The sequence below is a fragment of the Anaerocaecibacter muris genome (assembly GCF_943192945.1).
GTDB classification, from domain to species: Bacteria; Bacillota; Clostridia; order Christensenellales; family Pumilibacteraceae; genus Anaerocaecibacter; species Anaerocaecibacter muris.
Window position 1 is genome coordinate 91363 of the sequence record NZ_CALPCE010000006.1, and the last position, 21992, is coordinate 113354.

Annotated in this window: 22 protein-coding genes; 21 read left to right on the top strand and 1 reads right to left on the bottom strand. The window is 53.0% G+C overall.

The genetic code is table 11. The features are described 5' to 3' along the window. Positions 1 to 79 precede the first annotated feature (79 nt). The 6 genes from typA to NFR57_RS06925 all read left to right on the top strand — a co-directional run bounded on the left by typA (position 80) and on the right by NFR57_RS06925 (position 6729). A complete protein-coding gene (typA, locus tag NFR57_RS06900; protein WP_251183108.1) occupies positions 80 to 1924 on the top strand; it encodes a translational GTPase TypA in 1845 nt (614 codons plus the stop codon). Between the two features lie 50 nt (positions 1925 to 1974). After that, positions 1975 to 2580 carry a protein adenylyltransferase Fic gene (gene fic, locus NFR57_RS06905; protein ID WP_251183109.1) on the top strand — a complete coding sequence of 202 codons (606 nt, stop codon included), beginning with the start codon at positions 1975 to 1977 and terminating at the stop codon, positions 2578 to 2580. A 46-nt stretch (positions 2581 to 2626) separates the two neighbouring features. Further along, on the top strand, positions 2627 to 4156 hold the full coding sequence (guaA, locus tag NFR57_RS06910) for a glutamine-hydrolyzing GMP synthase (RefSeq protein ID WP_251183110.1): 1530 nt from the start codon (positions 2627 to 2629) through the stop codon (positions 4154 to 4156). Positions 4157 to 4166: 10 nt separating this feature from the next. Next, on the top strand, positions 4167 to 4496 hold the full coding sequence (locus NFR57_RS06915) for a hypothetical protein (protein ID WP_251183111.1): 330 nt from the start codon (positions 4167 to 4169) through the stop codon (positions 4494 to 4496). A gap of 136 nt (positions 4497 to 4632) precedes the next feature. Then, positions 4633 to 6306, top strand: a complete 1674-nt coding sequence (locus NFR57_RS06920; RefSeq protein WP_251183112.1) for a hypothetical protein — start codon at positions 4633 to 4635, stop codon at positions 6304 to 6306. A gap of 12 nt (positions 6307 to 6318) precedes the next feature. Beyond that, positions 6319 to 6729, top strand: coding sequence for a hypothetical protein (locus NFR57_RS06925; protein ID WP_251183113.1), 411 nt, complete (start codon positions 6319 to 6321; stop codon positions 6727 to 6729). 60 nt (positions 6730 to 6789) lie between these two features. On the opposite strand, the gene NFR57_RS06930 is transcribed toward NFR57_RS06925, so the two are convergent. Beyond that, a complete protein-coding gene (locus NFR57_RS06930; RefSeq protein ID WP_251183114.1) occupies positions 6790 to 7581 on the bottom strand; it encodes a helix-turn-helix transcriptional regulator in 792 nt (263 codons plus the stop codon). Between the two features lie 155 nt (positions 7582 to 7736). Here NFR57_RS06930 and NFR57_RS06935 point away from each other — a divergent pair, with 155 nt between their 5' ends. The 15 genes from NFR57_RS06935 (at position 7737) to NFR57_RS07005 (ending at position 21990) form a co-directional block, all read left to right on the top strand. After that, the gene (locus tag NFR57_RS06935; RefSeq protein ID WP_251183115.1) at positions 7737 to 8813 is read left to right on the top strand and encodes a Gfo/Idh/MocA family protein; all 1077 of its coding nucleotides are present in this window, start codon (positions 7737 to 7739) and stop codon (positions 8811 to 8813) included. A gap of 38 nt (positions 8814 to 8851) precedes the next feature. Next, complete coding sequence (locus NFR57_RS06940) at positions 8852 to 9580, top strand: ThuA domain-containing protein (RefSeq protein ID WP_251183116.1); 729 nt, start codon at positions 8852 to 8854, stop codon at positions 9578 to 9580. 14 nt (positions 9581 to 9594) lie between these two features. Further along, positions 9595 to 10308 (top strand): sugar phosphate isomerase/epimerase family protein, encoded by a 714-nt coding sequence (locus NFR57_RS06945; RefSeq protein WP_251183117.1) that lies wholly within the window; start codon positions 9595 to 9597, stop codon positions 10306 to 10308. Positions 10309 to 10330: 22 nt separating this feature from the next. Next, positions 10331 to 11422, top strand: coding sequence for a Gfo/Idh/MocA family protein (locus tag NFR57_RS06950; RefSeq protein ID WP_251183118.1), 1092 nt, complete (start codon positions 10331 to 10333; stop codon positions 11420 to 11422). Positions 11423 to 11425: 3 nt separating this feature from the next. Continuing rightward, positions 11426 to 12388, top strand: a complete 963-nt coding sequence (locus NFR57_RS06955) for a sugar phosphate isomerase/epimerase family protein (RefSeq protein WP_251183119.1) — start codon at positions 11426 to 11428, stop codon at positions 12386 to 12388. 217 nt (positions 12389 to 12605) lie between these two features. Beyond that, positions 12606 to 12845 carry an XRE family transcriptional regulator gene (locus tag NFR57_RS06960; protein WP_251183120.1) on the top strand — a complete coding sequence of 80 codons (240 nt, stop codon included), beginning with the start codon at positions 12606 to 12608 and terminating at the stop codon, positions 12843 to 12845. A gap of 152 nt (positions 12846 to 12997) precedes the next feature. Next, positions 12998 to 13231, top strand: coding sequence for a helix-turn-helix domain-containing protein (locus NFR57_RS06965; RefSeq protein WP_251183121.1), 234 nt, complete (start codon positions 12998 to 13000; stop codon positions 13229 to 13231). Between the two features lie 71 nt (positions 13232 to 13302). Further along, positions 13303 to 13542 (top strand): helix-turn-helix domain-containing protein, encoded by a 240-nt coding sequence (locus tag NFR57_RS06970; RefSeq protein ID WP_251183122.1) that lies wholly within the window; start codon positions 13303 to 13305, stop codon positions 13540 to 13542. A gap of 96 nt (positions 13543 to 13638) precedes the next feature. Beyond that, positions 13639 to 14493: an energy-coupling factor transporter ATPase gene (locus NFR57_RS06975; protein WP_251183123.1), complete on the top strand. Its 855-nt coding sequence runs from the start codon at positions 13639 to 13641 to the stop codon at positions 14491 to 14493. Further along, entirely contained in the window at positions 14486 to 15352 is an 867-nt protein-coding gene (locus NFR57_RS06980; protein ID WP_251183124.1) for an energy-coupling factor transporter ATPase, read from the top strand. Before NFR57_RS06975 ends, NFR57_RS06980 begins: the two co-directional genes overlap by 8 nt. A 1-nt stretch (position 15353) precedes the next feature. After that, positions 15354 to 16184, top strand: coding sequence for an energy-coupling factor transporter transmembrane component T family protein (locus NFR57_RS06985; RefSeq protein ID WP_251183125.1), 831 nt, complete (start codon positions 15354 to 15356; stop codon positions 16182 to 16184). 1 nt (position 16185) lies between these two features. Continuing rightward, positions 16186 to 16923 carry a tRNA pseudouridine(38-40) synthase TruA gene (gene truA, locus NFR57_RS06990; protein ID WP_251183126.1) on the top strand — a complete coding sequence of 246 codons (738 nt, stop codon included), beginning with the start codon at positions 16186 to 16188 and terminating at the stop codon, positions 16921 to 16923. Beyond that, positions 16920 to 18203 carry a methyltransferase RsmF C-terminal domain-like protein gene (locus tag NFR57_RS06995; protein WP_251183127.1) on the top strand — a complete coding sequence of 428 codons (1284 nt, stop codon included), beginning with the start codon at positions 16920 to 16922 and terminating at the stop codon, positions 18201 to 18203. The genes truA and NFR57_RS06995 overlap by 4 nt, the downstream gene beginning before the upstream one ends. A gap of 77 nt (positions 18204 to 18280) precedes the next feature. Then, on the top strand, positions 18281 to 18868 hold the full coding sequence (locus NFR57_RS07000; RefSeq protein WP_251183128.1) for an SIMPL domain-containing protein: 588 nt from the start codon (positions 18281 to 18283) through the stop codon (positions 18866 to 18868). A 389-nt stretch (positions 18869 to 19257) separates the two neighbouring features. Continuing rightward, on the top strand, positions 19258 to 21990 hold the full coding sequence (locus NFR57_RS07005) for an alpha-amylase family glycosyl hydrolase (RefSeq protein WP_251183129.1): 2733 nt from the start codon (positions 19258 to 19260) through the stop codon (positions 21988 to 21990). Positions 21991 to 21992 lie beyond the last annotated feature (2 nt).

Here is a 21992-nt window from a genome sequence, read left to right on the forward strand (position 1 = left end):
AATCGTTTGACTTTTTGCGCCGAATGTAATAAAATTTAAGCAGAATATAACATCTTTTCCATCGGGTCGTTTACTTTATATGAACAAAGAGAAAATTCGCAATGTAGCAATAATCGCGCACGTCGATCACGGTAAAACGTCGCTCGTCAACGAACTGTTGAAGCAAGGCAACGTGTTCCGCGATAACCAGTCCGTAGCGGACAGAGTTATGGACAGCAACGCGCTCGAACGCGAACGCGGCATCACCATACTGTCCAAAAACGCGTCGTGCATGTACGACGGGTTCAAGATAAATATAGTCGATACCCCCGGGCACGCCGACTTCGGCGGCGAGGTGGAGCGCGTGCTCAAAATGGTGGACGGCGCGTTGCTTGTTGTTGACGCGTTCGAGGGACCCATGCCGCAGACGCGGTTCGTTCTGGAACGCGCGCTCGCGCTCGGGCTTAAAATTATAGTCGTCGTCAACAAGACCGACAGACCGGACGCGCGGCTTAAAGAGGTTGTGGACGAAATTTTGGAGTTGTTTCTCGACCTCGACGCGAGCGAAGAACAGCTCAACAGTCCGTTTGTGTTCGCTTCGGCGCGCAACGGCGTGGCGTCGCGCAGTATTACGGAAAGCGGCAGAAGCATGCAACCGCTGTTCCAAACTATTATAGAGCATATTCCCGCGCCGTCGGGTGATGAGAACGCGCCGTTCAAAATGCTTGTGTCGTCGGCGGAGCATAACGAATACGTGGGCAAGCTCGCCGTCGGCAAGATAGGCAACGGCGTTGTGTCGGTCGGCAATCAGATTGTGCTTACCAACTATCACGACGCGGACAAGTCGGTAAAAAGCAAGGTTGTCAGCCTTTTCACTTACGACGGGTTAAAACGCGTGCCCGCCGAAAGCGCGACGGTCGGCGACATAGTGTGCATTTCGGGTATAGAGGGCGTTATGATAGGCGACACCGTTTGTTCGGAAGCGGACACCGCGCCTATCGAATTTGTCAAGATTGCCGAGCCGAGCGTCGAAATGACGTTCATGGTAAACGATTCGCCGCTCGCGGGCAAAGAGGGCAAGTACGTTACGAGCCGTCATTTGCGCGACAGGCTGTATAAAGAGGCGGTCAAGGATTTGTCGCTACGCGTCGCGGACGGCGCGACGGCGGACAGTTTCGTTGTGTGCGGCAGGGGCGAAATGCACCTGTCCATACTGATAGAAACCATGCGGCGCGACGGTTACGAGTTTGCGGTCAGCATGCCCAAGGTTCTTATAAAGACTATCGACGGCGTCAAGTGCGAGCCTGTCGATCGAGTGTTTATAGACGTGCCCGAAGCGTGCGTCGGCACTATAATGAGCAAGATGGGCACGCGCAAGGGCGAACTGATTGACATGACCCCGCACGGCAGTCGCATTAAAATGAATTTCAAAGTGCCCGCGCGCGGCATGTTCGGATACCAAAGCGAACTGATGACCGACACCAAGGGCGAGGGCGTTATGTCGAGCGTGTTCGACGGTTACGAGCCGTTTAAGGGCGAGATAAACCGCCGCGAGTTCGGCTCGCTTGTAGCGCACGAGGACGGCGAGTCCATAGTTTACGGGCTGTTCAATGCGCAGGAGCGCGGCACGCTGTTTATCGGCGCGGGCGTGCCCGTGTACGGCGGTATGGTCGTCGGGCTGAATCCGCGCGGCGACGATATAGTTGTCAACGTGTGCAAGCGCAAACATCTTACCAACACGCGCAGTAGCGGAAGCGACGACGCGCTCAAACTGATTACGCCCATGCGCATGACGCTCGAAGACTGTATCGAGTTTTTGGCGGACGACGAAATTTTGGAAGTCACGCCCAAGAGCCTGCGCATACGCAAACGCTTGCTCGACGCGACGGCGCGCATGCGCGAACGCGCAAAGATGTTGGGGCTGGGCAAGCACGCCAATGAGTAGGCGGCGAAATCGGTTTTGATTTTGTCGCGTCCCGTTAATCAAGGAGAAACATGGCACTGGAAAACAAACTCGGAATAAAAAATTCCGCCGAGCTTGCCGAAGCCGAAGAGCGCATAGGCAAGCTGAAAGCGCGCGAATTGTTTGACAGCGGTCTTATAAACGACGTAGAGGTCGGAACTTTTGCGGGACTTGCCGCAGTGCATAAACACCTATTCGGCGAAATTTACGATTTTGCGGGCGAACTGCGGACGGTCAATATAAGTAAGGGTAATTTTCGGTTTGCCTCGGCTATGTATCTTCGCGCCGCTATCGACGGCATTGACAAAATGCCTATGACGACGCTCGACGAAATTGTCGAAAAATACGTGGAAATGAATATAGCGCACCCGTTCCGCGAGGGCAACGGCAGGGCGACGCGTATATGGCTCGACATGATGTTAAAACGCGCGCTCGGCGCGGCGGTCGATTGGAGCAGGGTTGACAAGAGCGATTATCTTGCCGCAATGGAGCGCAGTCCCGTCAAGGATTTGGAATTAAAAACGTTGCTTAAAAGCGCGTTGACGCACGACGTATCTAACCGAGAAATTTATATGAAAGGCATAGACGCGAGCTATGCTTACGAAGGTTACGAAACGTATATCACAGAACGGTTATAAACGGTGCGCGCAAGGCGGCGCGCACAACACAGATAAGGAGTTAAACATGGCACAAACAGTTCTCGTCGTCGATTTCGGCGGACAGTACAATCAGTTGATAGCAAGACGGGTGCGCGAAGCCAACGTGTATTGCGAGTTGATTTCGTTTCAGAAGTTGCGCGAAAAGATTGCCGAAACCAATCCGATAGGGCTTGTGTTTACGGGCGGCCCCGCGTCGTTTAACGACGAAGGCGCGCCGCGCATCGACGCGGATATTTTCGATATGGGCATACCCGTGCTCGGAATATGTTACGGCTGTCAGTTGCTTGCGGGCACGCTGGGCGGCGCGGTCGGCAACGGTCCGCGCGAATACGGCAGGCGTATTCTCGAAGTCGCGGATAAAAAGTCCAAGCTGTTCGCGGACGTCAAGGCTAAATCGACGTGCTGGATGAGCCATACAAGCTATATAGAAAAACTGCCCGCGGGCTTTGCGGCTACCGCCACAACCGAAACGTGCCCCGTCGCGGCTATGGAAAACGCTAATAAAAAGCTGTACGGCGTGCAGTTCCACCCCGAAGTCATGCACACCGAAGAGGGCTTTAAATTACTCAAAAACTTCCTTTACAACGTGTGCGGCGCGACGGGCGAGTGGACGATGTCCGGTTACGTCGAGCGCACCGTTGCCGAGCTCAAAGCCAAAATCGGCGAGAAAAAAGTGCTGTGCGCGCTGTCGGGCGGCGTGGATTCCGCCGTCGCCGCCGCGCTTATACATAAGGCTTGCCCCAATCTTACTTGCATATTCGTCGATCACGGATTGTTGCGCAAGGGCGAGGCGGAAGAGGTTGTGCGCGTGTTCCGCGACGAACAGGGCATGAACCTTGTCGCGGTGGACGCGAGCAAGCTGTTTTTGGACAAGCTCGCGGGCGTGACCGAACCCGAGCGTAAGCGCAAAATCATAGGCGAGGAGTTTATCCGTGTGTTCGAGCGCGAGGCGAAAAAGCTGGGCGCGGTCGATTATCTTGTGCAGGGCACGATTTATCCCGACGTCATCGAGAGCGGACTCAACCACTCGGCAAAGATAAAAAGCCATCACAACGTGGGCGGACTGCCCGACGTAGTCGATTTTAAAGAGCTTGTCGAGCCGCTTCGGTTGCTGTTTAAGGACGAAGTGCGTCGGCTCGGTTTTGAAATAGGTTTGCCCGAAAATATCGTTATGCGTCAGCCGTTCCCCGGTCCGGGGCTTGCAATCCGCGTAATAGGCGACGTCACGGAGGACAAACTGGAAATTTTGCGCGAGGCGGACTTTATCTTGCGCGACGAAATAGCCAAGAACAAGCTCGACCGAGAAATTTGGCAATATTTTGCGGCGCTCACCAACATTCGCACGGTCGGGGTCATGGGCGACGAACGTACTTACGATTATACCGTTATCCTGCGCGCCGTCACGAGCGTGGACGGCATGACCGCGGACTGGGCGCGTATTCCGTTCGATGTTTTGCAGACCATATCCGAACGCATAGTAAACGAGGTCAAACACGTCAACCGCGTGGCTTACGACATAACGAGCAAGCCGCCCGCAACAATCGAACTGGAATAACGACGGCGCAATGAATCAAAAAGAACTCAAAGCAAAAGTATTTCCGCGCATTTGGGCTAAAACAATGCTCGGCGACAAGATTACGCGCGATTATATGTACGAGCTGGGCGAGGCGTTCGACGAAGATAAGCTGTTTGAATATCTTTGCGACATTACGCGCGCCATGGATATTCCCACGCCTGTCATACTAAAAAGCCATACGTATAACTTTGTGCATTTTAATATCGCCAAGTTTTTGCGGCGGGAGTTTGTAGAGGAAGTGGACTTCGATTATTTGGTGCTCGAAAATTCGTCGGGCACTATAAAACCGCTCCCGCGCTATTTCCGCGAGGATATGTAACGGTTTCGAGCCGCGCTCGCGGTTAAAATTGCATTAGAAAATATCGGAATAAGATAAAACGTCTTGACAACGGTTCGGTTCGCGCAGTATACTGTATACGGTACGAACCGAATTTTTTATGTCGGAGGAGTGAATAATGAAAAAGAAACTGACTGCGATAATATCGCTTTTAATCGCTGTTGTAATGAGTTTCGCGCTGATCGCGTGCGACAACGGCGATAACGGGGATAACGGCAATTCCGCGCCGCCCGTTCTGTCATCGGCAATCGCCAAACTTAAATCCGCCGACGGCTACAAAGGCGGGATTAAATTTTTAGCGTCAACCGAAAAGCACACAAACGCAGTTGACTTCGAGGGCGCGATAGAAAAACGCGGCTCGAAGTTTAAAGCGACCGCGGGCGAGGGCGAAACGGCTAAACGCTATATTGTAGATATGGCGACGGGCTACATGTACACCCAAGGCGTTGACGGCTATTATTTTAATCAATTTACGCCTGCGGGAACTTTCGATTACGCGCAGTATATGTTGGGCGTACTCCTCGAAAACGCCGACGGCAAGACGCTCGACGACTTGTTCGAGTACGACGGCGACACGCGCACCGCGACGTATGCGTTCGACGGCGCGGCGCAGGTTAACGCGTATCTCGCGCCCATAATTTCGGCGTACAAAAACAACTCCAACGCCGTTACTCTTATTAACAATTATTTAAAGCTGGCGTCGCCCGACTCGACGCGCCCGTATACTCTGGACGGCGTGCTCGACATGGCAGTCACGTTTGTCGCGTCCCAGCCCGAAGTGACGTTAGGCGCAATGATACAGGCGGCGTCTGCATACGGCATAGACGTGTACGGACTTTTGGAAAAGAGCGGCGTGCTCGCGAAGTTCGGCATTACGCTCGACGCGGCGACCAAACAAAAGATAGAAGCGCGCAAGGTCGCGGAGTTTGTGACCGCGCTCAACGAAGTCGCGGCGGAAATCAAAGACAACCCGCCGTCAGTGCAGGACGTGCCCGCGCTGTTCGACAGGCTATTCATTGACGAAGTGACCGTGACGGATTTGCGCGCGTCGCTCAACTCCATTAAAAATATGATAGTTGCGGTCTTGACTTTGCAGGAAGTCAAACCGTTGGTAGATAAGTACTTGGGCGACGGCATGGTCCCCGCGTACTTGCGCGAGCTGTACGCCGTAATAACGAACGGCGTGGAAATCGACAAGCTCGACTTGACGGTATCCGTTAAGTTCGACGGCAATAACGACATTGTCGGCATTGCGGCAAGCGGCAATTTTGCGCACGACTACAAAGGCGATGCGACGGGCTTCACCGTGCTGTCCGACAACAATTACAAGTTCGATTTTGCGCTCGACATTGCCGAATACCTAACCGCTCCGCCCGCGTTCGAAATCGATTTCTCGACCACCGCGTGGGATAACGGCAACAAAATTGTTACGGCTGTAATATACGGCGAACTCGATAAAGATGTGGAAATTTATTTGGAAACGGGCGGCAAGGAAGTTGCGATAACCGTTCCGTCGGAAGTGCAAATAATGACTTACGATTCGGCGACGCACGTATTTAAGTTCGATATTCAAGCCGTAAAGACGATGTACGCCGATCAAATTCAAGCGGGCACGTTCGACGGGTTTAGCGCCGTCGCGGTTATCGCGGGCGAAGAAACGCAACTTGCGGTTGCCGTGCAAATCATGCCCGAAACGCCGCAAGAACTTATTAAAATGTTGGGCGGGCTGTTGGATCGCATACCGTCCGCACCCGAACAGGGCGGCAATATTCCCGATAATATTCAGCCGTAATCGGTGCGACGCGTGCTTGACGAATACAAAAAATTCACCGCCGAGCTTGCAGAGCTTTGCGAGCGCGGCGTTATAAAAAAGAGCAATAAAAAGCGGTTTTCGCATTACGAAAACTCCGACAATCCGTGCGAACTGATATACTCGGTTTGCACGGATTTGTCGTTGACGTTCGGCGAGAGCGGACGGGCGAGCGCCGAATACGCGGCGCTGTGCGCGGCGGCGGAAAAATTTATATCGTCGCTCAAACATTTGTTTGTCAATTTCGACAGGCACTTTGCCGTCGTGTGCGCGTATATCCGCGTTACCGCAAAAGCGAACGCCACGGGCGACCCGATCGCGTTTAAAATTATGGGCGACCGCCTCGAAGAATACAATAAAAGTTTGCACAATATAAAGTACGGCGCGGAACTCTTTAAGGAATAGCGGAATAAAAAACCGTCGCTTGTACGAGCGACGGCGCGCATGTTTTTTGCGCGTGTTTTTTTATTCCGATTTTTGCGATTGGCTTAAATATTCCTTGGGCGAAACGCCGTAATATTTGGTGAAACAACGATAGAAGGTTTGTTGCGAATTGAACCCGCAGTTGAGCGCGGTGCCCACAATGTCTGCGGTCGGGTCGGCGCGCATTGCCGCGATAAAGTTTTTTATGCGCACACGCGCAAGATATTCGTTAAGGTTAAACTGGAAAAATTCGTTGAACAGTCGGGAAAAGTAATACTTATTGTATCCGAAGCGACGGGAAAGCGATTCGAGGTTTATATCCTCGTTCGAGTTTTCCTCCAAATAATCGAGCACGGCTTGCATTACGGAAATATCGGCGTTCGCGCTGTCGGACAGTCCGCAGGTTTCGCAGACAAGCCCCATAATTGTGTTTACGTAACCCAATAGAGTAAGCGGTGATGGCTTGTCGTTTATAATCGCTTCTATGCACGCAATAATCTTTTCGCACGTTTCGAGGTCGTCAATGAACGGTGTTGAGAGGTGCTTTTTTCGTTTTACCGCCAAATAGTCGGACAGGAGTTCTTTGGGTATTACCATTATATACACGTCGTCGCCGTGCGAGTCCGACATGTGAATATCGAAGCAGTCAGCTACGCAAATTTGCCGCGCCGACAGCGTGCGGTCGCTATTGTTGACGCGCGTATACACGCCGTCTGTCAACGCGACTACTATCTCCACCGCCTGATGATAATGCGGGGAGCAGTTTGTCTTGCCGCGCCATGCCTGTATGTGGTTGATGCGCGCTCTGTATGCTTCGTAACTTGCCGAGTCCATTAATGTAAATGTTAATATTTGAGAATAAGATGTTTAGATTTTGGTTGAAATGCGGTGTTCGCCGTGCTATATTATAGCTAACAAAGCCGAGGGAATACCGACCGGTTTAATTATAAACCATACCGACGCAGAGTTCAAGCGTTTTAGGGAGAATTATGAGAAAATTGAGAATCGCAATAGTTGGTTACGGCGGAATGGGCGGTTATCACGCGCAAGGTTTAGTCGAAACGGATAGCTTCGAGTTGAGCGGCATTTACGATATTGACGAAAGCCGTTACGACGTAGCGCGGCAAAACGGCATCGCGACTTGCGACGCGTTTCGCAGTAAAGAGGACATAGCGTCCGACCCGAATACCGACGCTGTGCTTATCGCCACGCCCAACGACTCGCACGGCGAATACGTCAAGTATTTTGCGGCGGCGGGCAAACACATTATTTGCGAAAAGCCGATCGCGCCGACGAGCGCGGAGTACGCGGAGATGACAGCCTGCGCCGACAAGTACGGTATAGTTTTTGCCGTCCACCAAAACAGGCGTTGGGACGCGGACTTTTTGACTGTCAAAAACATATACGACAGCGGCGACATAGGCAAGATTTTGCGCATAGAATCGCGCGTGCAGGGCGGCAACGGCGTGCCGGGGGATTGGCGAAAGTTCAAAGAAAAGGGCGGCGGCATGATGCTCGACTGGGGCGTGCATTTGATAGACCAAGCCGTCGTCATGTTCGGCGGCGCGCCCGACAGCATATATTGTTCGTATTCGTTCGCGCAAGGTTTTGACGTGGACGACGGGTTTAAAATTATACTCGAATATCCGAACACTGTCATGGAAATAGTCGTCGATACCGACTGTTACATAAAAACGCCGCGCTGGATAGTTTACGGCGAAAACGGCACGGCGATCATAGAGGACTGGGATCTCACGGGCAAAGTCGTTAAGCCGATATTCTCGCCCGAGCGCAAGATCGCGGGAATAAAGGCGGGCAACGGCTTTACAAAGACCATGGCGTATCGCACCGCCGACTCGCTTAATATCGAGGACTTAAACCGTATTCACCCCGCGCCGCACGCTTTTTATAAAGAGTTTTACGACGCGGTCGTCGGCGGCGTGCCCATGTCGATAAAGCACGAACAGGTCATGACGGTTTTGAAAATCATGGAAGCGGCGGAGCAGTCCGCGCTGTCGCACAAGTCCGTCGATTTAAAATCGCTTAAAGTCAAAACAACAAAATAACGTAAGTTTACATTGTGATTCAGGAGGTCATAACTATTATGAAAGTTACCGTTTTTTCCGAACACGGAAAAGGGCACAGAGAAAATCCCGAGGTTGTGAAACAACACCCGCACGGCATACAGCAGACGTTAAAGGAGTTGTTTGACGGCGCAGGCATGCACACTACTGCGGTATGGCAGGACGACGGCGACGACGGCAGTATGCTCACCGACGAGATACTTAACGGCACGGACGTGCTTGTATGGTGGGGACACGCCATGCACGAAAACGTGTCGGACGCGCTCGTCGAAAAAATAGTCAAGCGCGTACAGTGCGGCATGGGCGTGCTGTTCTTGCACTCGGCGCATATGTCCAAACCGTTCCGCAGACTGCTCGGCACGGGCTGCACGCTCAAATGGCGCGACAACGACCGCGAGCGGCTGTGGGTGAGCGCGCCCGCGCACCCCATTGCGGCGGGTTTGCCCGAACATATCGAGCTTGCCGAAGAAGAAATGTACGGCGAACACTTTGATATTCCCACGCCCGACGAGTTGGTGTTTATAGGTTGGTTTGCGGGCGGAGAGGTGTTTAGGAGCGGCGTTACTTACACGCGCGGCAAGGGTAAAATTTTCTACTTCCAGCCGGGGCACGAAAGCAATCCGTCCTATCACAATCCCGACGTGCGCAAAATTCTTGTCAACGCCGTTAATTGGCTCGCGCCCGCTTTTCCGATAGGCGCGCCCGTCGAGTGTCCGCATGTCGCGCCGCTCGAAAATACAGGCAAATAAGGATAGGCGATATTATGAAAACAGGCGTTCAACTGTATTCTTTGCGCAATTACATAAAAGATAACGGGCTTGAAAGCGCGTTGAAAATAATTGCCGACGCGGGGTTCGACGGCGTGGAGTTTGCCGGGTTTTACGACAAGACCGCGGACGAAATAAAAAGCCTGCTCGACAAATACTCGCTGACTGCGTTCTCGGCGCATATAGGCACGGAAAAAATGCAAGCGGAGCTTCCGACGGCGTTGCAACTCGGCATTAGTAATATAGTCGTGCCGTGGAAAGCGCTCGACAACGCTGCGGAGTTCGATAAAGCCGTCGCCGAATTGCCGCGCATAGCGGCGGAACTGCGCGAGCAAGGCGTTGCGCTCGGCTATCACAACCACGCGCACGAGTTTAAAGACGGCGCGGACAAAGTTACGGAGCTTGCGGCGCGCGTGGACGGCTTGATGTTGGAACCCGACGTGTTCTGGCTGGCGGTCGCGGGCGTGGACGCGTGCGAGTTCATACAAAAGCACAGCGACAAAATAACGCTTGTGCACATAAAAGAACTGGGCGAAAATTTCGAGGCGGTCAATCCCGTCGCGGGCGAAGGACGGGCGCGGCTTAAAGACGTGCTCGAAAAGTGCAAACAAATCGGCGCGGAGTGGGCGGTTTTGGAAATAGAAAAAACCGACCTGCCGATCGCCGACTACTTAAAGCGGTGTTGCGCGTTCATGCGCGAGTACGCGTAAATAAAATTCGGAGGACATAAAAATGAAAAAACTCAAATTCGGTATAATCGGTTGCGGCGGAATAGCCAACGGCAAGCACATGCCCGCTTATAAGGCGTTGGGCGACGAAGTGGAACTGTGCGCGTTCTGCGACATTATAGAGGAGCGCGCCGTAAAAGCCAATGCCGACTACGCAGGCGGCAAGGGCAAAGTTTTCGTCGATTACCGCGATCTTTTGAAAGAACCGTTGGACGCGGTGTGCGTGTGCACGCCCAACTGCTCGCACAGCGAAATCACGGTCGCCGCGCTCGACGCGGGCAAGAACGTCATTTGCGAAAAGCCCATGGCAATGGATTATAAAGAAGCCGTGGCTATGCTGGATGCGCAAAAGCGAAGCGGCAAACTTCTCACGATAGGCTATCAAAACCGCTACCGTCCCGAAGTGCAGTACATGAAAGCGGAGGCGGACAAAGGCGTGTTCGGCGATATTTACTTCGCGCGCGCAAAGGCTATTCGTCGCCGCGCGGTGCCGACGTGGGGCGTGTTCCTCGACGAGGAAAAGCAGGGCGGCGGACCGCTTATCGATATAGGCACGCACGCACTCGATCTCACGCTGTACGCTATGAATAATTACAAGCCCAAATACGCAGTCGGCACGACCTATCACAAACTCAACAATCAGCGCGAAACGGGCAACGCTTGGGGCGATTGGGATCCCGACAAGTTCACCGTCGAGGACAGCGCGTTCGGCTTTGTGGTAATGGAGGACGGCGCGACCATTTCCCTCGACGCGAGCTGGGCGCTCAACCACGACACCCCCGGGGAAGCGCAGACCATGCTTTGCGGCACCAAGGCGGGCGCCAACATCTACAAGGACGGCAAGTTGCGCATTAACGGCGTAAACAACGGCAGACAGTACATAACCGAACCCGACTTCGGCGTGGGCGGCGTGGCGTTCTTCGACGGCGCGGCGGCTTCTCCCGCCGACACCGAGGCGCGAACCTTTGTCAACGCAATTCGCGGCAAAGGCAAGCTCACTGTGTTGCCCGAGCAGGCGGCTGTCGTCACGCGCATACTCGAAGCCATTTACGAGTCGGCAAAAACGGGCAAGCCCGTGTATTTCGAGGAGAAGTAAACTATGAAATTATCTGTTTTTTCGCCGGTGTTCGGCGATATGCCGCTTGACGCCGCGCTTAAATATCTTGCGGATCGCGGCGTGGACGGAATGGAACTGGGCGCGGGCGGTTACCCCGGTAAGGCGCATGCCGATATTATCGAGCTTAAAAATAACGTGAAAAAACGCGACGAGCTTAAAGCGTTGTTCGATAAACACGGTATCGAGATTGCGGCGTTGTCCGTGCATGGCAACCCCGTGCACCCGCAAAAGAATATAGCAAAAACGGCGGACGAGGAACTTGACGCGGCAATCGAGGTCGCGCCCAAGCTCGGCGTTAAAAACATAATCACATTTTCGGGTTGCCCCGGCGACGGCAAAGGCGATATGCCCAACTGGGTGACGTGCGCGTGGCCCAACGAGTTTGCGGACGTGCTTAAATATCAGTGGAACGACGTGCTTGTCCCGTACTGGACTAAAAAAGCGAAACACGCCGCAGATAACGGCGTGCGTATATGCTTTGAAATGCACCCCGGTTTTTGCGTGTACAATCCCGAAACGCTGTTAAAACTGCGCGCGGCGGCGGGCGACAGCCTCGGCGCAAACTTCGATCCGTCGCACCTGTTGTGGCAGGGCATAGACCCCGTTGCGGCTATTAAAAAGCTGGGCAATGCGTTGTATTGGTTTCACGCCAAGGACACCGCTATCGATAAATACAACACCGCGGTCAACGGCGTGCTCGACGTCAAACCCTATTCCGACGAGGCGGGGCGCAGTTGGATATTCCGCACGGTCGGTTACGGATCGGACGAAAAACTGTGGAAAGACATGGTGTCGGCTTTGCGCACCGTCGGTTATGACGGATACTTGTCAATCGAGCACGAGGACAGCTTGATGACCCAAACGGAAGGGCTGGACAAAGCAATCGAGTTCATGAAAAACGTGATAATCCGCGCGCCGCGCACTAACGCGCTGTGGTGGGTGTAGAACAAACCAACTTAATAAAGTATACGCAAAAAACCGCGACGAACAAACAATCGTCGCGGTTTTTTGTTTATCGGTCGTTATTGGGAAAAATCGAACATTACGCTAATACAATTATACGAAGTAGGGAGCCAAAGCGCAGGTATTGCGGACGGGCTACATAAAAATAATTTTATGGGAATTATAATAATAGTAAGCTAAACCGCAGTAGGAGGACTTTATGACTATTGCAGAAGCCCTCTCGGCAAGGGTGAAAGAACTTTTGGAAATAAATCAAATCACCGCATACAGACTGTTTAAGTTGAGCGGCGTACCGTCGTCATCAATAGGCGATATAATTCACATGCGCAATAAGACCGTAAACATTAAATTGATTTACGAGATAGCGCAGGGTTTTGGCATGGATTTGCAGAAATTTTTTGACAGTCCGTTGTTTACAGACGGAAATATCATTGACTGATAACGATCGCAATAGCGGTCGTTTTTATTTATAGTGTTTTTATGCAATGCTGATAATGTCATAGTTTTGCGACTATTTCGTAATAACGAAATGAATATTTTTGAGCAAGATATATAATTTATTTAGTAATGACGAAATAAGGCGGCAATTCTATGACATTAACGGAAGCTCTTGCGGCGCGTATCGACGAGCTGTTGGCGCAAAAAAATATGACTCAATACAGGCTGTCAATGGAGAGCGGGGCGACGAACTCGATGATTAGCGAGATTAGGCATTGTAAAAATAAGTCAACCGCGTTGGGCGTTGTGTATAATATAGCGCAGGGGTTTGGCATGGATTTGTCGGATTTCTTCGACAGTCCGTTGTTTAAAGAAATTATCGATTAAAAATATCGCGGCATTGCGGTTTTGACCGTATTTTATTGCGGTCGGCGGCGATTGATTTTGGAGAGTGAAACATGACGTTTAATCAAGCCCTCGCGGAGCGAATAAACGAGTTGCTTGCGGAAAAGGGAATAACGCAGTATCGTTTGGCAATGAATAGTGGCGTTGCCGCGCAGAATATCGATCATATTCGTAGGCAACGCAATCAAACTAACGCAGTAAATATTGTATTTCAAATAGCGCAAGGATTCGGAATGACTTTAAAGGAATTTTTTGACAGTCCGCTGTTTGACATCGAGAATATAACCGACTGATAACGATCGCAATAGCGGTCGTTTTTTTGCGCAAACGCGGGCGATATGCGTTTAGTGCAGTTGACAGCGGACGGCAAAAAGTGTTAAAATAAACGCATGCCATTTCTGGAATTTTCAAACGTCGATTATTCGTACCCCAGCGGCGATGACGGTTATATTCAGGCGTTAAAGTCGGTCAGCCTCGCGGTGGAGCGCGGCGAGTTTGTCGCGCTTGTCGGCTGTAACGGGTCGGGAAAATCGACGCTCGCTCGGCTTGCCAACGGGCTTATTTTGCCCGATTACGGCGTTGTGTCGGTGGACGGCAAATCGACCGCCGAAAAATCCAACCTTTACGAAATTCGCAAAAAGATAGGCGTTGTTTTTCAAAACCCCGATAACCAAATGGTGACGACCATAGTCGAGGACGATGTGGCGTTCGGACCCGAAAACCTCGGACTTCCGCCCGCGGAAATACGCGAGCGCGTCGATTGGGCGCTCGACTGCGTGGGCATGCGCGATTACGCGACGAGCGGGCCCACTCGGCTGTCGGGCGGGCAAAAACAGCGCGTCGCGATAGCGGGCGTGCTTGCAATCAAGCCCGAACTCATGATACTCGACGAGGCGACGGGCATGCTCGACCCCGACGGGCGCAAAGAGGTGCTGGACGTCGTGACGCGGCTAAACCGCAAAGAGAATATGGCGGTCGTCATGATTACGCATTTTATGGAAGAAGCCGCGCAAGCGGACAGAATAATTATTCTCGATCGCGGCGGCGTTACGGCGGACGGCGGGCGGGAGCTTTTTCAAACGCCCGAAGTATTTACGCGCGCGGGGCTGGACTTGCCCGTGTACGTGCGCGTCGCGCAACGGCTTAAATCCGCAGGCGCGGACATAGGCTGTCCGCTGTCCGTGCAAGACTTCGTCGCGCAAGCGGCGCGAGCCGTAAAAGGCGGAGGTGAACGCCGTGATTGACGTCCGCAATCTGTCATACGTGTACAATCCCAAAACGCCGTTCACGTCGCAGGCTCTGTTCGACGTAAATCTTAAAATCGAGGACGGCGATTTTTTCGGCATAATCGGCGGCACGGGCGCGGGCAAGTCCACGCTTATCAGTCATTTCAACGCGCTTACGCGCGTGCAAAAAAAGAGCGGAACCGTGCTTGTTGACGACATGGACTTGTCCGTCAAAAAGCTCGATCTTAAAAAATTGCGCGCCAAGGTCGGCATGGTGTTTCAATATCCCGAACATCAGTTGTTCGACGACACCGTCGAAAAGGACGTAATGTTCGGACCGAAAAACCTAAAACTTCCCGCCGAGGAGCAAAAGGCGCGCGCCAAAGAGGCGATAGAGCTTGTGGGGCTGGACTATGCCGAGTTTGCGCAACGTTCGCCGTTCGAGCTGTCTGGCGGGCAGAAACGCAGAGTTGCGCTTGCGGGCGTGCTTGCCATGCGCCCCGAAATTTTGGTGCTTGACGAACCGACGGCGGGGCTGGACCCCGTGGGCAAACGCGACATTATGAACCTTGTCATGCGCGTTAAGCAGTCTTGCCCGACGGTCGTAATGATCTCGCACAATATGGACGAGATAGCCGAATACTGCAACAAAATAGCAGTGCTCAATCGCGGACGCGTGGAGGGCGTGTTTTCGCCGCGCGAGCTGTTTGGGTCGAAAGCGTTGCTCGAAAAGTGCGGCGTGGAGCTTCCGCTTGTTACAGAAATCGCGGTGGAACTTTGTCGGGCGGGCGTAAACGTCAACGAGGCGATACTCACCGAAAACGAGCTTGTGGACGAGCTGTTAAAGGTAATGCCGAGGGCGGTGGAAAATGCGTGATATGACAATAGGGCAATACTACCCGTCCAATTCCGTCGTACACCGCGCCGACCCGCGGTTCAAACTGCTGATACTGATTTTGTTTATAGTCACGGTGTTTTTTTGCGAGAGCTTTTTTTCGTTCGGGTTTATGACGTTTTTCGTGATTGTAACCATACTGTTGGCGCGCGTGCCCATACTCAAAGTGCTTAAAGGCTTAAAGATGATTATTATAATCGTCCTTATAACTACGCTGTTGATGACCGTGTTTTACACAGACCCCAACAGCAAGCCGCTTGCCGAGTGGGGGATTTTCCATATCTACCTAAACGGAATTTACGCGGCGATTAAACTTGCTTGGCGGTTGCTGTTGCTTGTGCTCATGCCGACGGTGCTGACGCTCACGTCCACGCCGACGGAGCTGTGCGACGGACTGGAAAGTCTGCTGTCGCCGCTCAAAAAAATCAAATTTCCCGTGCATGAGCTTGCGCTCATAATGAGCATAGCGTTGCGGCTTATCCCCACGCTCATAGAGGAAACGGACAAAATAATGAACGCGCAAAAAGCGCGCGGCGCGGCGTTCGAGTCGCGCAACCCGTTTAAAAAAATAAAAGCGATGTTGCCCGTGCTTATTCCGCTGTTCGTTTCCAGTTTTCGCAGAGCCGACGACCTCGCCGACGCAATGGACAGCCGTTGCTACCGCGGCGCAAAGGGCAGAACGCGCATGAAAAAACTGCACTGCCGCGTAAGCGACGTGGTCGCGCTGTTGTTTTGGTGCGCCGTCACGGTGTGCGTGCTGTTCCTCAATTATAATTGGTTCGGCTGGGGTTTTATAGCCGTGCTGGGGTTGTGATATGCGCTATAAAATAGTGTTGAGTTACGACGGCACGCCGTTCTGCGGTTGGCAACGCCAGCCCAACGGCAATAGCGTGCAAGCGGAAGTGGAAAACGCCGTGTTCAAACTTTTCGGCGAGCGCGCCTCGGTCACGGGTTCGGGGCGGACGGACGCGGGCGTGCATGCCGTCGGACAGGTTGCGCACTTCGACTGTGAAAAACAGCTCGACGATAGGAACGTCGTGGGCGGGCTTAACGCGTATCTTCCGCGCGAAATTCGTGTGTTGGACGGCGGGCGCACAAGCCCCGATTTCCACGCGCGTATGGGCGCGATAGATAAAACCTATATGTACCTCATGTACACGGGCAAGCCCCTTCCGCCGCTTAACGATCGTGCGCTGTGCTTGGGCTTCGAGCCGAACACGGAACGCATGGCGGACGCGGCGCGGGCGTTGTTGGGCACGCACGACTTTTCTACTTTCGTCGCGGCGGGCGGCGGCGCAAAAACCTTTACCCGCACGGTCAAGCGCGCGGACATAGAGCGCGACGGGCGGTTCGTAATGTTTTATATCAACGCCGACGGTTTTTTGTATAACATGGTTCGCATAATAACCGCACAGCTCATAAAGGCGGGGCGGGGCGAGCAAGTGGACATGCCCGCGCTCATAGAAAAGCGCGACAGAGCGTTCGCAAAGGAGCTTGCGCCCGCGCACGGACTGTATTTGTATCAGGTAAATTACGGGGAGTACGAGCGGTGAGTAGCGGTAACGAGTATTACTTCGAGTACATGCGCGAACTGTTGGGCGAGCGTTATTCCGACTTTGTCGCGGCGTACAACGATAAGCCGAGGTACAAGGCGTTGCGCGTGAACACGCGCAAGATTACAGTCGAGCAGTTTAAACGGCTGTTCGGCACGCCGCTTAAACAGAACGCGCTTTGCGGCAATTCCTTTTATTGCGACGTAAAGCCGTCGCTCGACCCGCTGTACCACGCGGGGTTATATTACATGCAAGAGCCGAGCGCGGCGGCGGCGGTTGCGGCATTTGCGCCGTACATAGGCGAGCGCGTGCTTGATTTGTGCGCCGCGCCCGGGGGCAAAGCGACGCAAGCCGCGGAATATATGTCGGGCGGGGTGTTGTTTTGCAACGACCCCGAATACAAGCGGACGAAAGCGCTTGCGGAAAACATAGAGCGCTTGGGCGTTAGCAACGCGGTCGTCACTTGCAACACTGCGGGCGATTATCGGCGCGCGGGGTTCGACGGATATTTCGATACGCTAATAGTGGACGCGCCGTGTAGCGGCGGCGGCATTACGCGATACGAGGACGTTCCGTATTCGGCGGAAATAGTCGCGGGTTGCGCCGCGCGCCAGCGCGCCGTCATAGACGACGCGACCGAACTGCTGTGCCGCGGCGGATATATGCTGTACAGTACTTGCACGTTCGCGCGCGAGGAGAACGAGGACGTTGTAAGGTACATAAGTTCAAAGGGCTTCCGCACCGTGGATATACCGCTTGCGGACGGCGCGGAACGCGGCATTGCCGAGCCGAACGCGCGGCGAATATACCCCATGAATTTCGACGGCGAAGGGCATTTTTACTGTGTTCTGCAAAAGACGGCGGGCGGGGAAGCCGAGCGGGCGAGCGCGCGCAAAAAGCGCGCAACGGCGACATTCGGCAGGCTTAAACTCGACATTGCGGAAATCAACGGCAGGTTTGTTTTGCCGTTCGACTTGCCGTCGCTCGACGGGCTTAACGCCGTTAAAATCGGAACGGCGGTGTTTGACGGCGGCAAGGACGCGGCGCACGCGCTCACGCACGCGTTGACGGACGAACAGGTTGAGGCGTTCGGCACGGTTGAATTGGGCGAGCTTGCGGGCGAATATATTCGCGGCAGGCAGTTGGAAGTTTGCGCGCCGCAACGCGGCATGCTTATAGCGACAGTCGGCGGTCACGCGCTGGGGCTTGTCAAGTCCGCGCCGACGGGCGACGGAACGTCCGCGCTTAAAAATCACTATCCAAAATATTTGAGAGTTTAAAAGTTGTCGGGCGCAGGGGATTTTGCGCGGCGACAATATAAATATATCGAAAAATATAAACCATAACGGAGGTTGATATGGAACGTAAGTTTATTACAGTGACAAAGACGGTGACGGAACAGGTCGCGGCGAACCGCGTGCGCATTACGCTCACCGCTTACGGCGAGGCAAAAAAGTACGCGGCGGCTGTGGAGAGCGCGAGCGAAGCGGCGAGCGCGGCGACGCAAGCGTTTTCGGGCATGGACGGCGTGTCGCTCAAAAGCCGCGGCATAAACGTTACTACCCTGCGCGACGATAAAAAAACGGTGGGATACCGCGCAGCGCATGCGTTTGCGGCGGAGTTCGATTTTTCGCCCGAACTGTTTGGCAAGGCGACCGAAGCGTTGAGCGCGCTCAATGTCGAGTGGCGCGTGTCGTTCACTTTCAAGGACAACGGCGAGGGTAAGGCGTTGTTAAAACGCGCCGTCGAGGAAGCCAAAACGGACGCGCAAAATATTGCGGCGGCGGCGGGCGTAAAGTTCGGCGCGCTGATAAAGGCGGAATACGCGGCGACGGAGGGCGCGCGCCCCATGATGTTGCGTGCGGCGGCTTATTCGGACAACGCGGTCGAACCGGAGGAAATAACATTGTCCGAAACGGTTGTGTGTTCGTGGGAGATAGCGTAACGCGTTACTGAAACAGAATTGACGAAGATGGCGCGGGCGGTTTTTCGTATGTGAAAAACGACCGCGAACGTCGCGCGCGGCGGTAAAAATCGGCGCGGCAAAATTCTTGTATTCGTCATAGCGTTTTCACACTATCAACAAGTATATATAATATAATCAAGCACGTAAAGAGTTACTCTTTGCAATCTTTTTCTTCCTTTGGTAAATGATTGTATTGTTTCCCCCCTTTCAATACAATCATTTATTTTTTGCCGATTTTCGGCGCGGGGCGGAGGGCGTTGTGCCGTAAATCTATGATTGCGGGTTGCGGATAAAATACGTAAAAGTATTGACAAACGTCGTTCGACGGGTGTATAATGTATACAATACACGGCTTTAATCGGAGGGAAATGATGAAACTGAAAAAAGCGATAGTATTTGTGCTGTGCGCGGTTTTGGCTTTGCCAATGTTCGCATGCGGCAAGGCGGCGCGCCCCGGCGGCGGCGGAGTAGCAGGCGACGGAAAAACTTATACCGTTACTTTCTACGTCGGCGCGGAGGCGGAAGCCGCGGGCGCGTTGGTATATCCTGATGCTATAGAAGTTAAATCGGGCGGCACTTGCGGAGAGTTGCCCGTGCCTCACGGCTATAAAGGTTATTCTTTTATAGGTTGGAAAACTGCCGACGGCGCGGAATTTCTTGCAACGACTGTCGTGCGGTCGGACATTACCGTTACTGCGCAATGGCGGTCGCAGTCCGAACAGGATGATATTGCCAAAAAGTACGAAGAAAGTCTTGCCACGGCGGAGTGGAATAAGGCGGGGCATATCTATATTCATTATAAGCGTAGCGGACACGCGGAAAGCGAAAACGGCACGGTCAAAAACTTGCCGAACGCCGCGCCGGAATACTCGACGCAGATTGAATCCTCGGTCTATAAAGATTGGGGGCTTTGGGTATGGCCTATCGGCAACGCGAACGGTCGTTTGTTCAACGCAATGCACATAGACGAAAGCGGCGCGGTGTATGACGTCGATCTTACTAATACTTATACCGATTGCGGTTGGGATCCCGACGCAAACGGCGGACATGGCGCGTCGCAGGACGTTGTTATCAACTATGACGACTACAATACCGAAGACGGCACTTTCGGAATTTTGTTGTTTCAAATTTCGTCACGCAGCAACGATAAACATTGGATAAGCGATGTTGGCAATACAAACATAAGTCTGTCGAAAGCTCGGCGTAAAGATAAGGGGATGCACTGGTTTGTCACCCAAGGCAATATCGGATTCGGCACGCCGCAATTTACGGGCGAGGATGTTTCCAGTAATTACGACGGTATTCCTGAAGGTTCAGCTATCACTCGCGCCGACGGTGACGACATGATTAACAGCGCGCTTGACAATTCGAGCAAATATCCAGTATGGCCAAACCGCGTGCAAAACTTCGATGCGAGCACGGGCTATCAAATATTTATAGCGTCGTTTGCGGACAGCAACGGCGACGGCATGGGCGACTTGCGCGGAATTATACAGAAGTTGCCTTACCTTGCAAGCCTAAATGTTGAAGTGTTATGGCTAACGCCTTTCCAAAACTCGACTAACTATCACGGCTACGACATTTACGATTATTTCTCGGTCGATCCCAAATTCGGCACCCTTGCCGACTACCGCGAACTTGTTTACAGAGCGCATAACGAATACGGCATGAAAATAGTTATGGACTTTGTTCTCAACCATACGGGCAAGAGCAACCCTTGGTTTGTCAAATCGCAAAATCTGGAAAAAGAAAAGATACAAACCGCCGACGGCAAGACGCGCGAAATAGACTATCGTCAGTTCTATAACTGGATAAACAAGGAAACTTACGACAGTCTTGACGCGGAAACTCAAAAACAGTGGTACGGCGATTCGTACGGCTACTACTTCTATTCGTCGTTCTCGTCCGACATGCCCGAGCTTAATTACGACTATCAGCCCGTGCGCGACGCGATACTCGAAGTTTGCGATTACTGGATGTCGTTCGGACTGGACGGGTTCCGTCTTGATGCGGTCAAACACATCTACATGAAAAACGAAATTCTGCCCGTCGGCAAAACTCTTTCCGGCACGGCGGATAAAAACAATCCCGCGGCGCCCGTAGTCGAGGACGGTTTATATTCGCACGATAAAAAGCGTAATATCAACTTCTATCGCGAGTTTAACTACCGTCTTAAATCGGCGCACCCCAATGCGTTTGTAGTCGGCGAAAACCTCGACGGTTGGAACGAGAGAACAAAAGAATACTATCAAGGCATTGATTCGCAGTTCGATTTTAATACGTATTATGCGGGCAGAGCATTTGCCGAAGTTCGCGGCATACCGCATTTAAGCGCAGGCGCGCCCGCCAAGAGCGAAGCTGATTTACATTCCGCGTTCAGAACGTATTTGCAGGGTTACACTTCGTTCAAAGGTCAAAATCCCAACTTCGTTGCGGGTCAGTTCACGTCTAACCATGACTTGCCGCGCGCGCGCAACCGCATGGCGTTAAAAGCGTCCAACGGCGTGGACACAGACCACTATACCAAGGTCGAGGGTAGCCTTATAAGCGATTCCGAAAACGCGTTGTATATGTATTACGGCATGCTCATGACTTTGCCGGGGGTTACGTGGATTTATTACGGCGACGAACTCGGCATGGAGGGTATAATGGATTACACCCTCGAAACGCAAAGCACCGATTCGTTGACGAGCTCGCCGCACGAGGATAGAATTTACCGTCAACCCATGAAGTGGGAGGCGACGGGGAATGCGTCCTATAAAATAGGTTTCGGCGAACTTACTTGCGAGCTTACGGGACTTAACGCAAGCACGGTCAAGAGTGTTGCCGAACAGGAACAGGACGCGTCGTCGCTGTTGTCTTGGGTCAAGACTTTGACGGCTATTCGCACCGAATATAAACTCGGCAATGCAACCGCTATAACCGACGGCGGAACAAACGGCAATAAAATTTCTTACACCGTTCGCGGCGGCAACGGCAATATCAGCGTCAGCATAATAGCCGGTAGCGGCGCGCTCACTTCCGCGCCTGCGGGAGCCAAAGCGTTCTGGACGGGCAGCATTGCCGGCAAGACTTGCAGCGTGCTTGTGACGGCGGCATAAGG

Coding starts and splice junctions, on each gene's coding strand:
- NFR57_RS07000 (WP_251183128.1), top strand. CDS start 18,281: ATGGAACGTAAGTTTATTACAGTGACAAAGACGGTGACGGAACAGGTC.
- NFR57_RS06940 (WP_251183116.1), top strand. CDS start 8,852: ATGAAAGTTACCGTTTTTTCCGAACACGGAAAAGGGCACAGAGAAAAT.
- NFR57_RS06960 (WP_251183120.1), top strand. CDS start 12,606: ATGACTATTGCAGAAGCCCTCTCGGCAAGGGTGAAAGAACTTTTGGAA.
- NFR57_RS06930 (WP_251183114.1), bottom strand. CDS start 7,581: ATGGACTCGGCAAGTTACGAAGCATACAGAGCGCGCATCAACCACATA.
- NFR57_RS06935 (WP_251183115.1), top strand. CDS start 7,737: ATGAGAAAATTGAGAATCGCAATAGTTGGTTACGGCGGAATGGGCGGT.
- fic (WP_251183109.1), top strand. CDS start 1,975: ATGGCACTGGAAAACAAACTCGGAATAAAAAATTCCGCCGAGCTTGCC.
- NFR57_RS06970 (WP_251183122.1), top strand. CDS start 13,303: ATGACGTTTAATCAAGCCCTCGCGGAGCGAATAAACGAGTTGCTTGCG.
- guaA (WP_251183110.1), top strand. CDS start 2,627: ATGGCACAAACAGTTCTCGTCGTCGATTTCGGCGGACAGTACAATCAG.
- NFR57_RS07005 (WP_251183129.1), top strand. CDS start 19,258: ATGATGAAACTGAAAAAAGCGATAGTATTTGTGCTGTGCGCGGTTTTG.
- NFR57_RS06975 (WP_251183123.1), top strand. CDS start 13,639: ATGCCATTTCTGGAATTTTCAAACGTCGATTATTCGTACCCCAGCGGC.
- NFR57_RS06955 (WP_251183119.1), top strand. CDS start 11,426: ATGAAATTATCTGTTTTTTCGCCGGTGTTCGGCGATATGCCGCTTGAC.
- NFR57_RS06945 (WP_251183117.1), top strand. CDS start 9,595: ATGAAAACAGGCGTTCAACTGTATTCTTTGCGCAATTACATAAAAGAT.
- NFR57_RS06985 (WP_251183125.1), top strand. CDS start 15,354: ATGACAATAGGGCAATACTACCCGTCCAATTCCGTCGTACACCGCGCC.
- typA (WP_251183108.1), top strand. CDS start 80: ATGAACAAAGAGAAAATTCGCAATGTAGCAATAATCGCGCACGTCGAT.
- NFR57_RS06915 (WP_251183111.1), top strand. CDS start 4,167: ATGAATCAAAAAGAACTCAAAGCAAAAGTATTTCCGCGCATTTGGGCT.
- truA (WP_251183126.1), top strand. CDS start 16,186: ATGCGCTATAAAATAGTGTTGAGTTACGACGGCACGCCGTTCTGCGGT.
- NFR57_RS06920 (WP_251183112.1), top strand. CDS start 4,633: ATGAAAAAGAAACTGACTGCGATAATATCGCTTTTAATCGCTGTTGTA.
- NFR57_RS06950 (WP_251183118.1), top strand. CDS start 10,331: ATGAAAAAACTCAAATTCGGTATAATCGGTTGCGGCGGAATAGCCAAC.
- NFR57_RS06965 (WP_251183121.1), top strand. CDS start 12,998: ATGACATTAACGGAAGCTCTTGCGGCGCGTATCGACGAGCTGTTGGCG.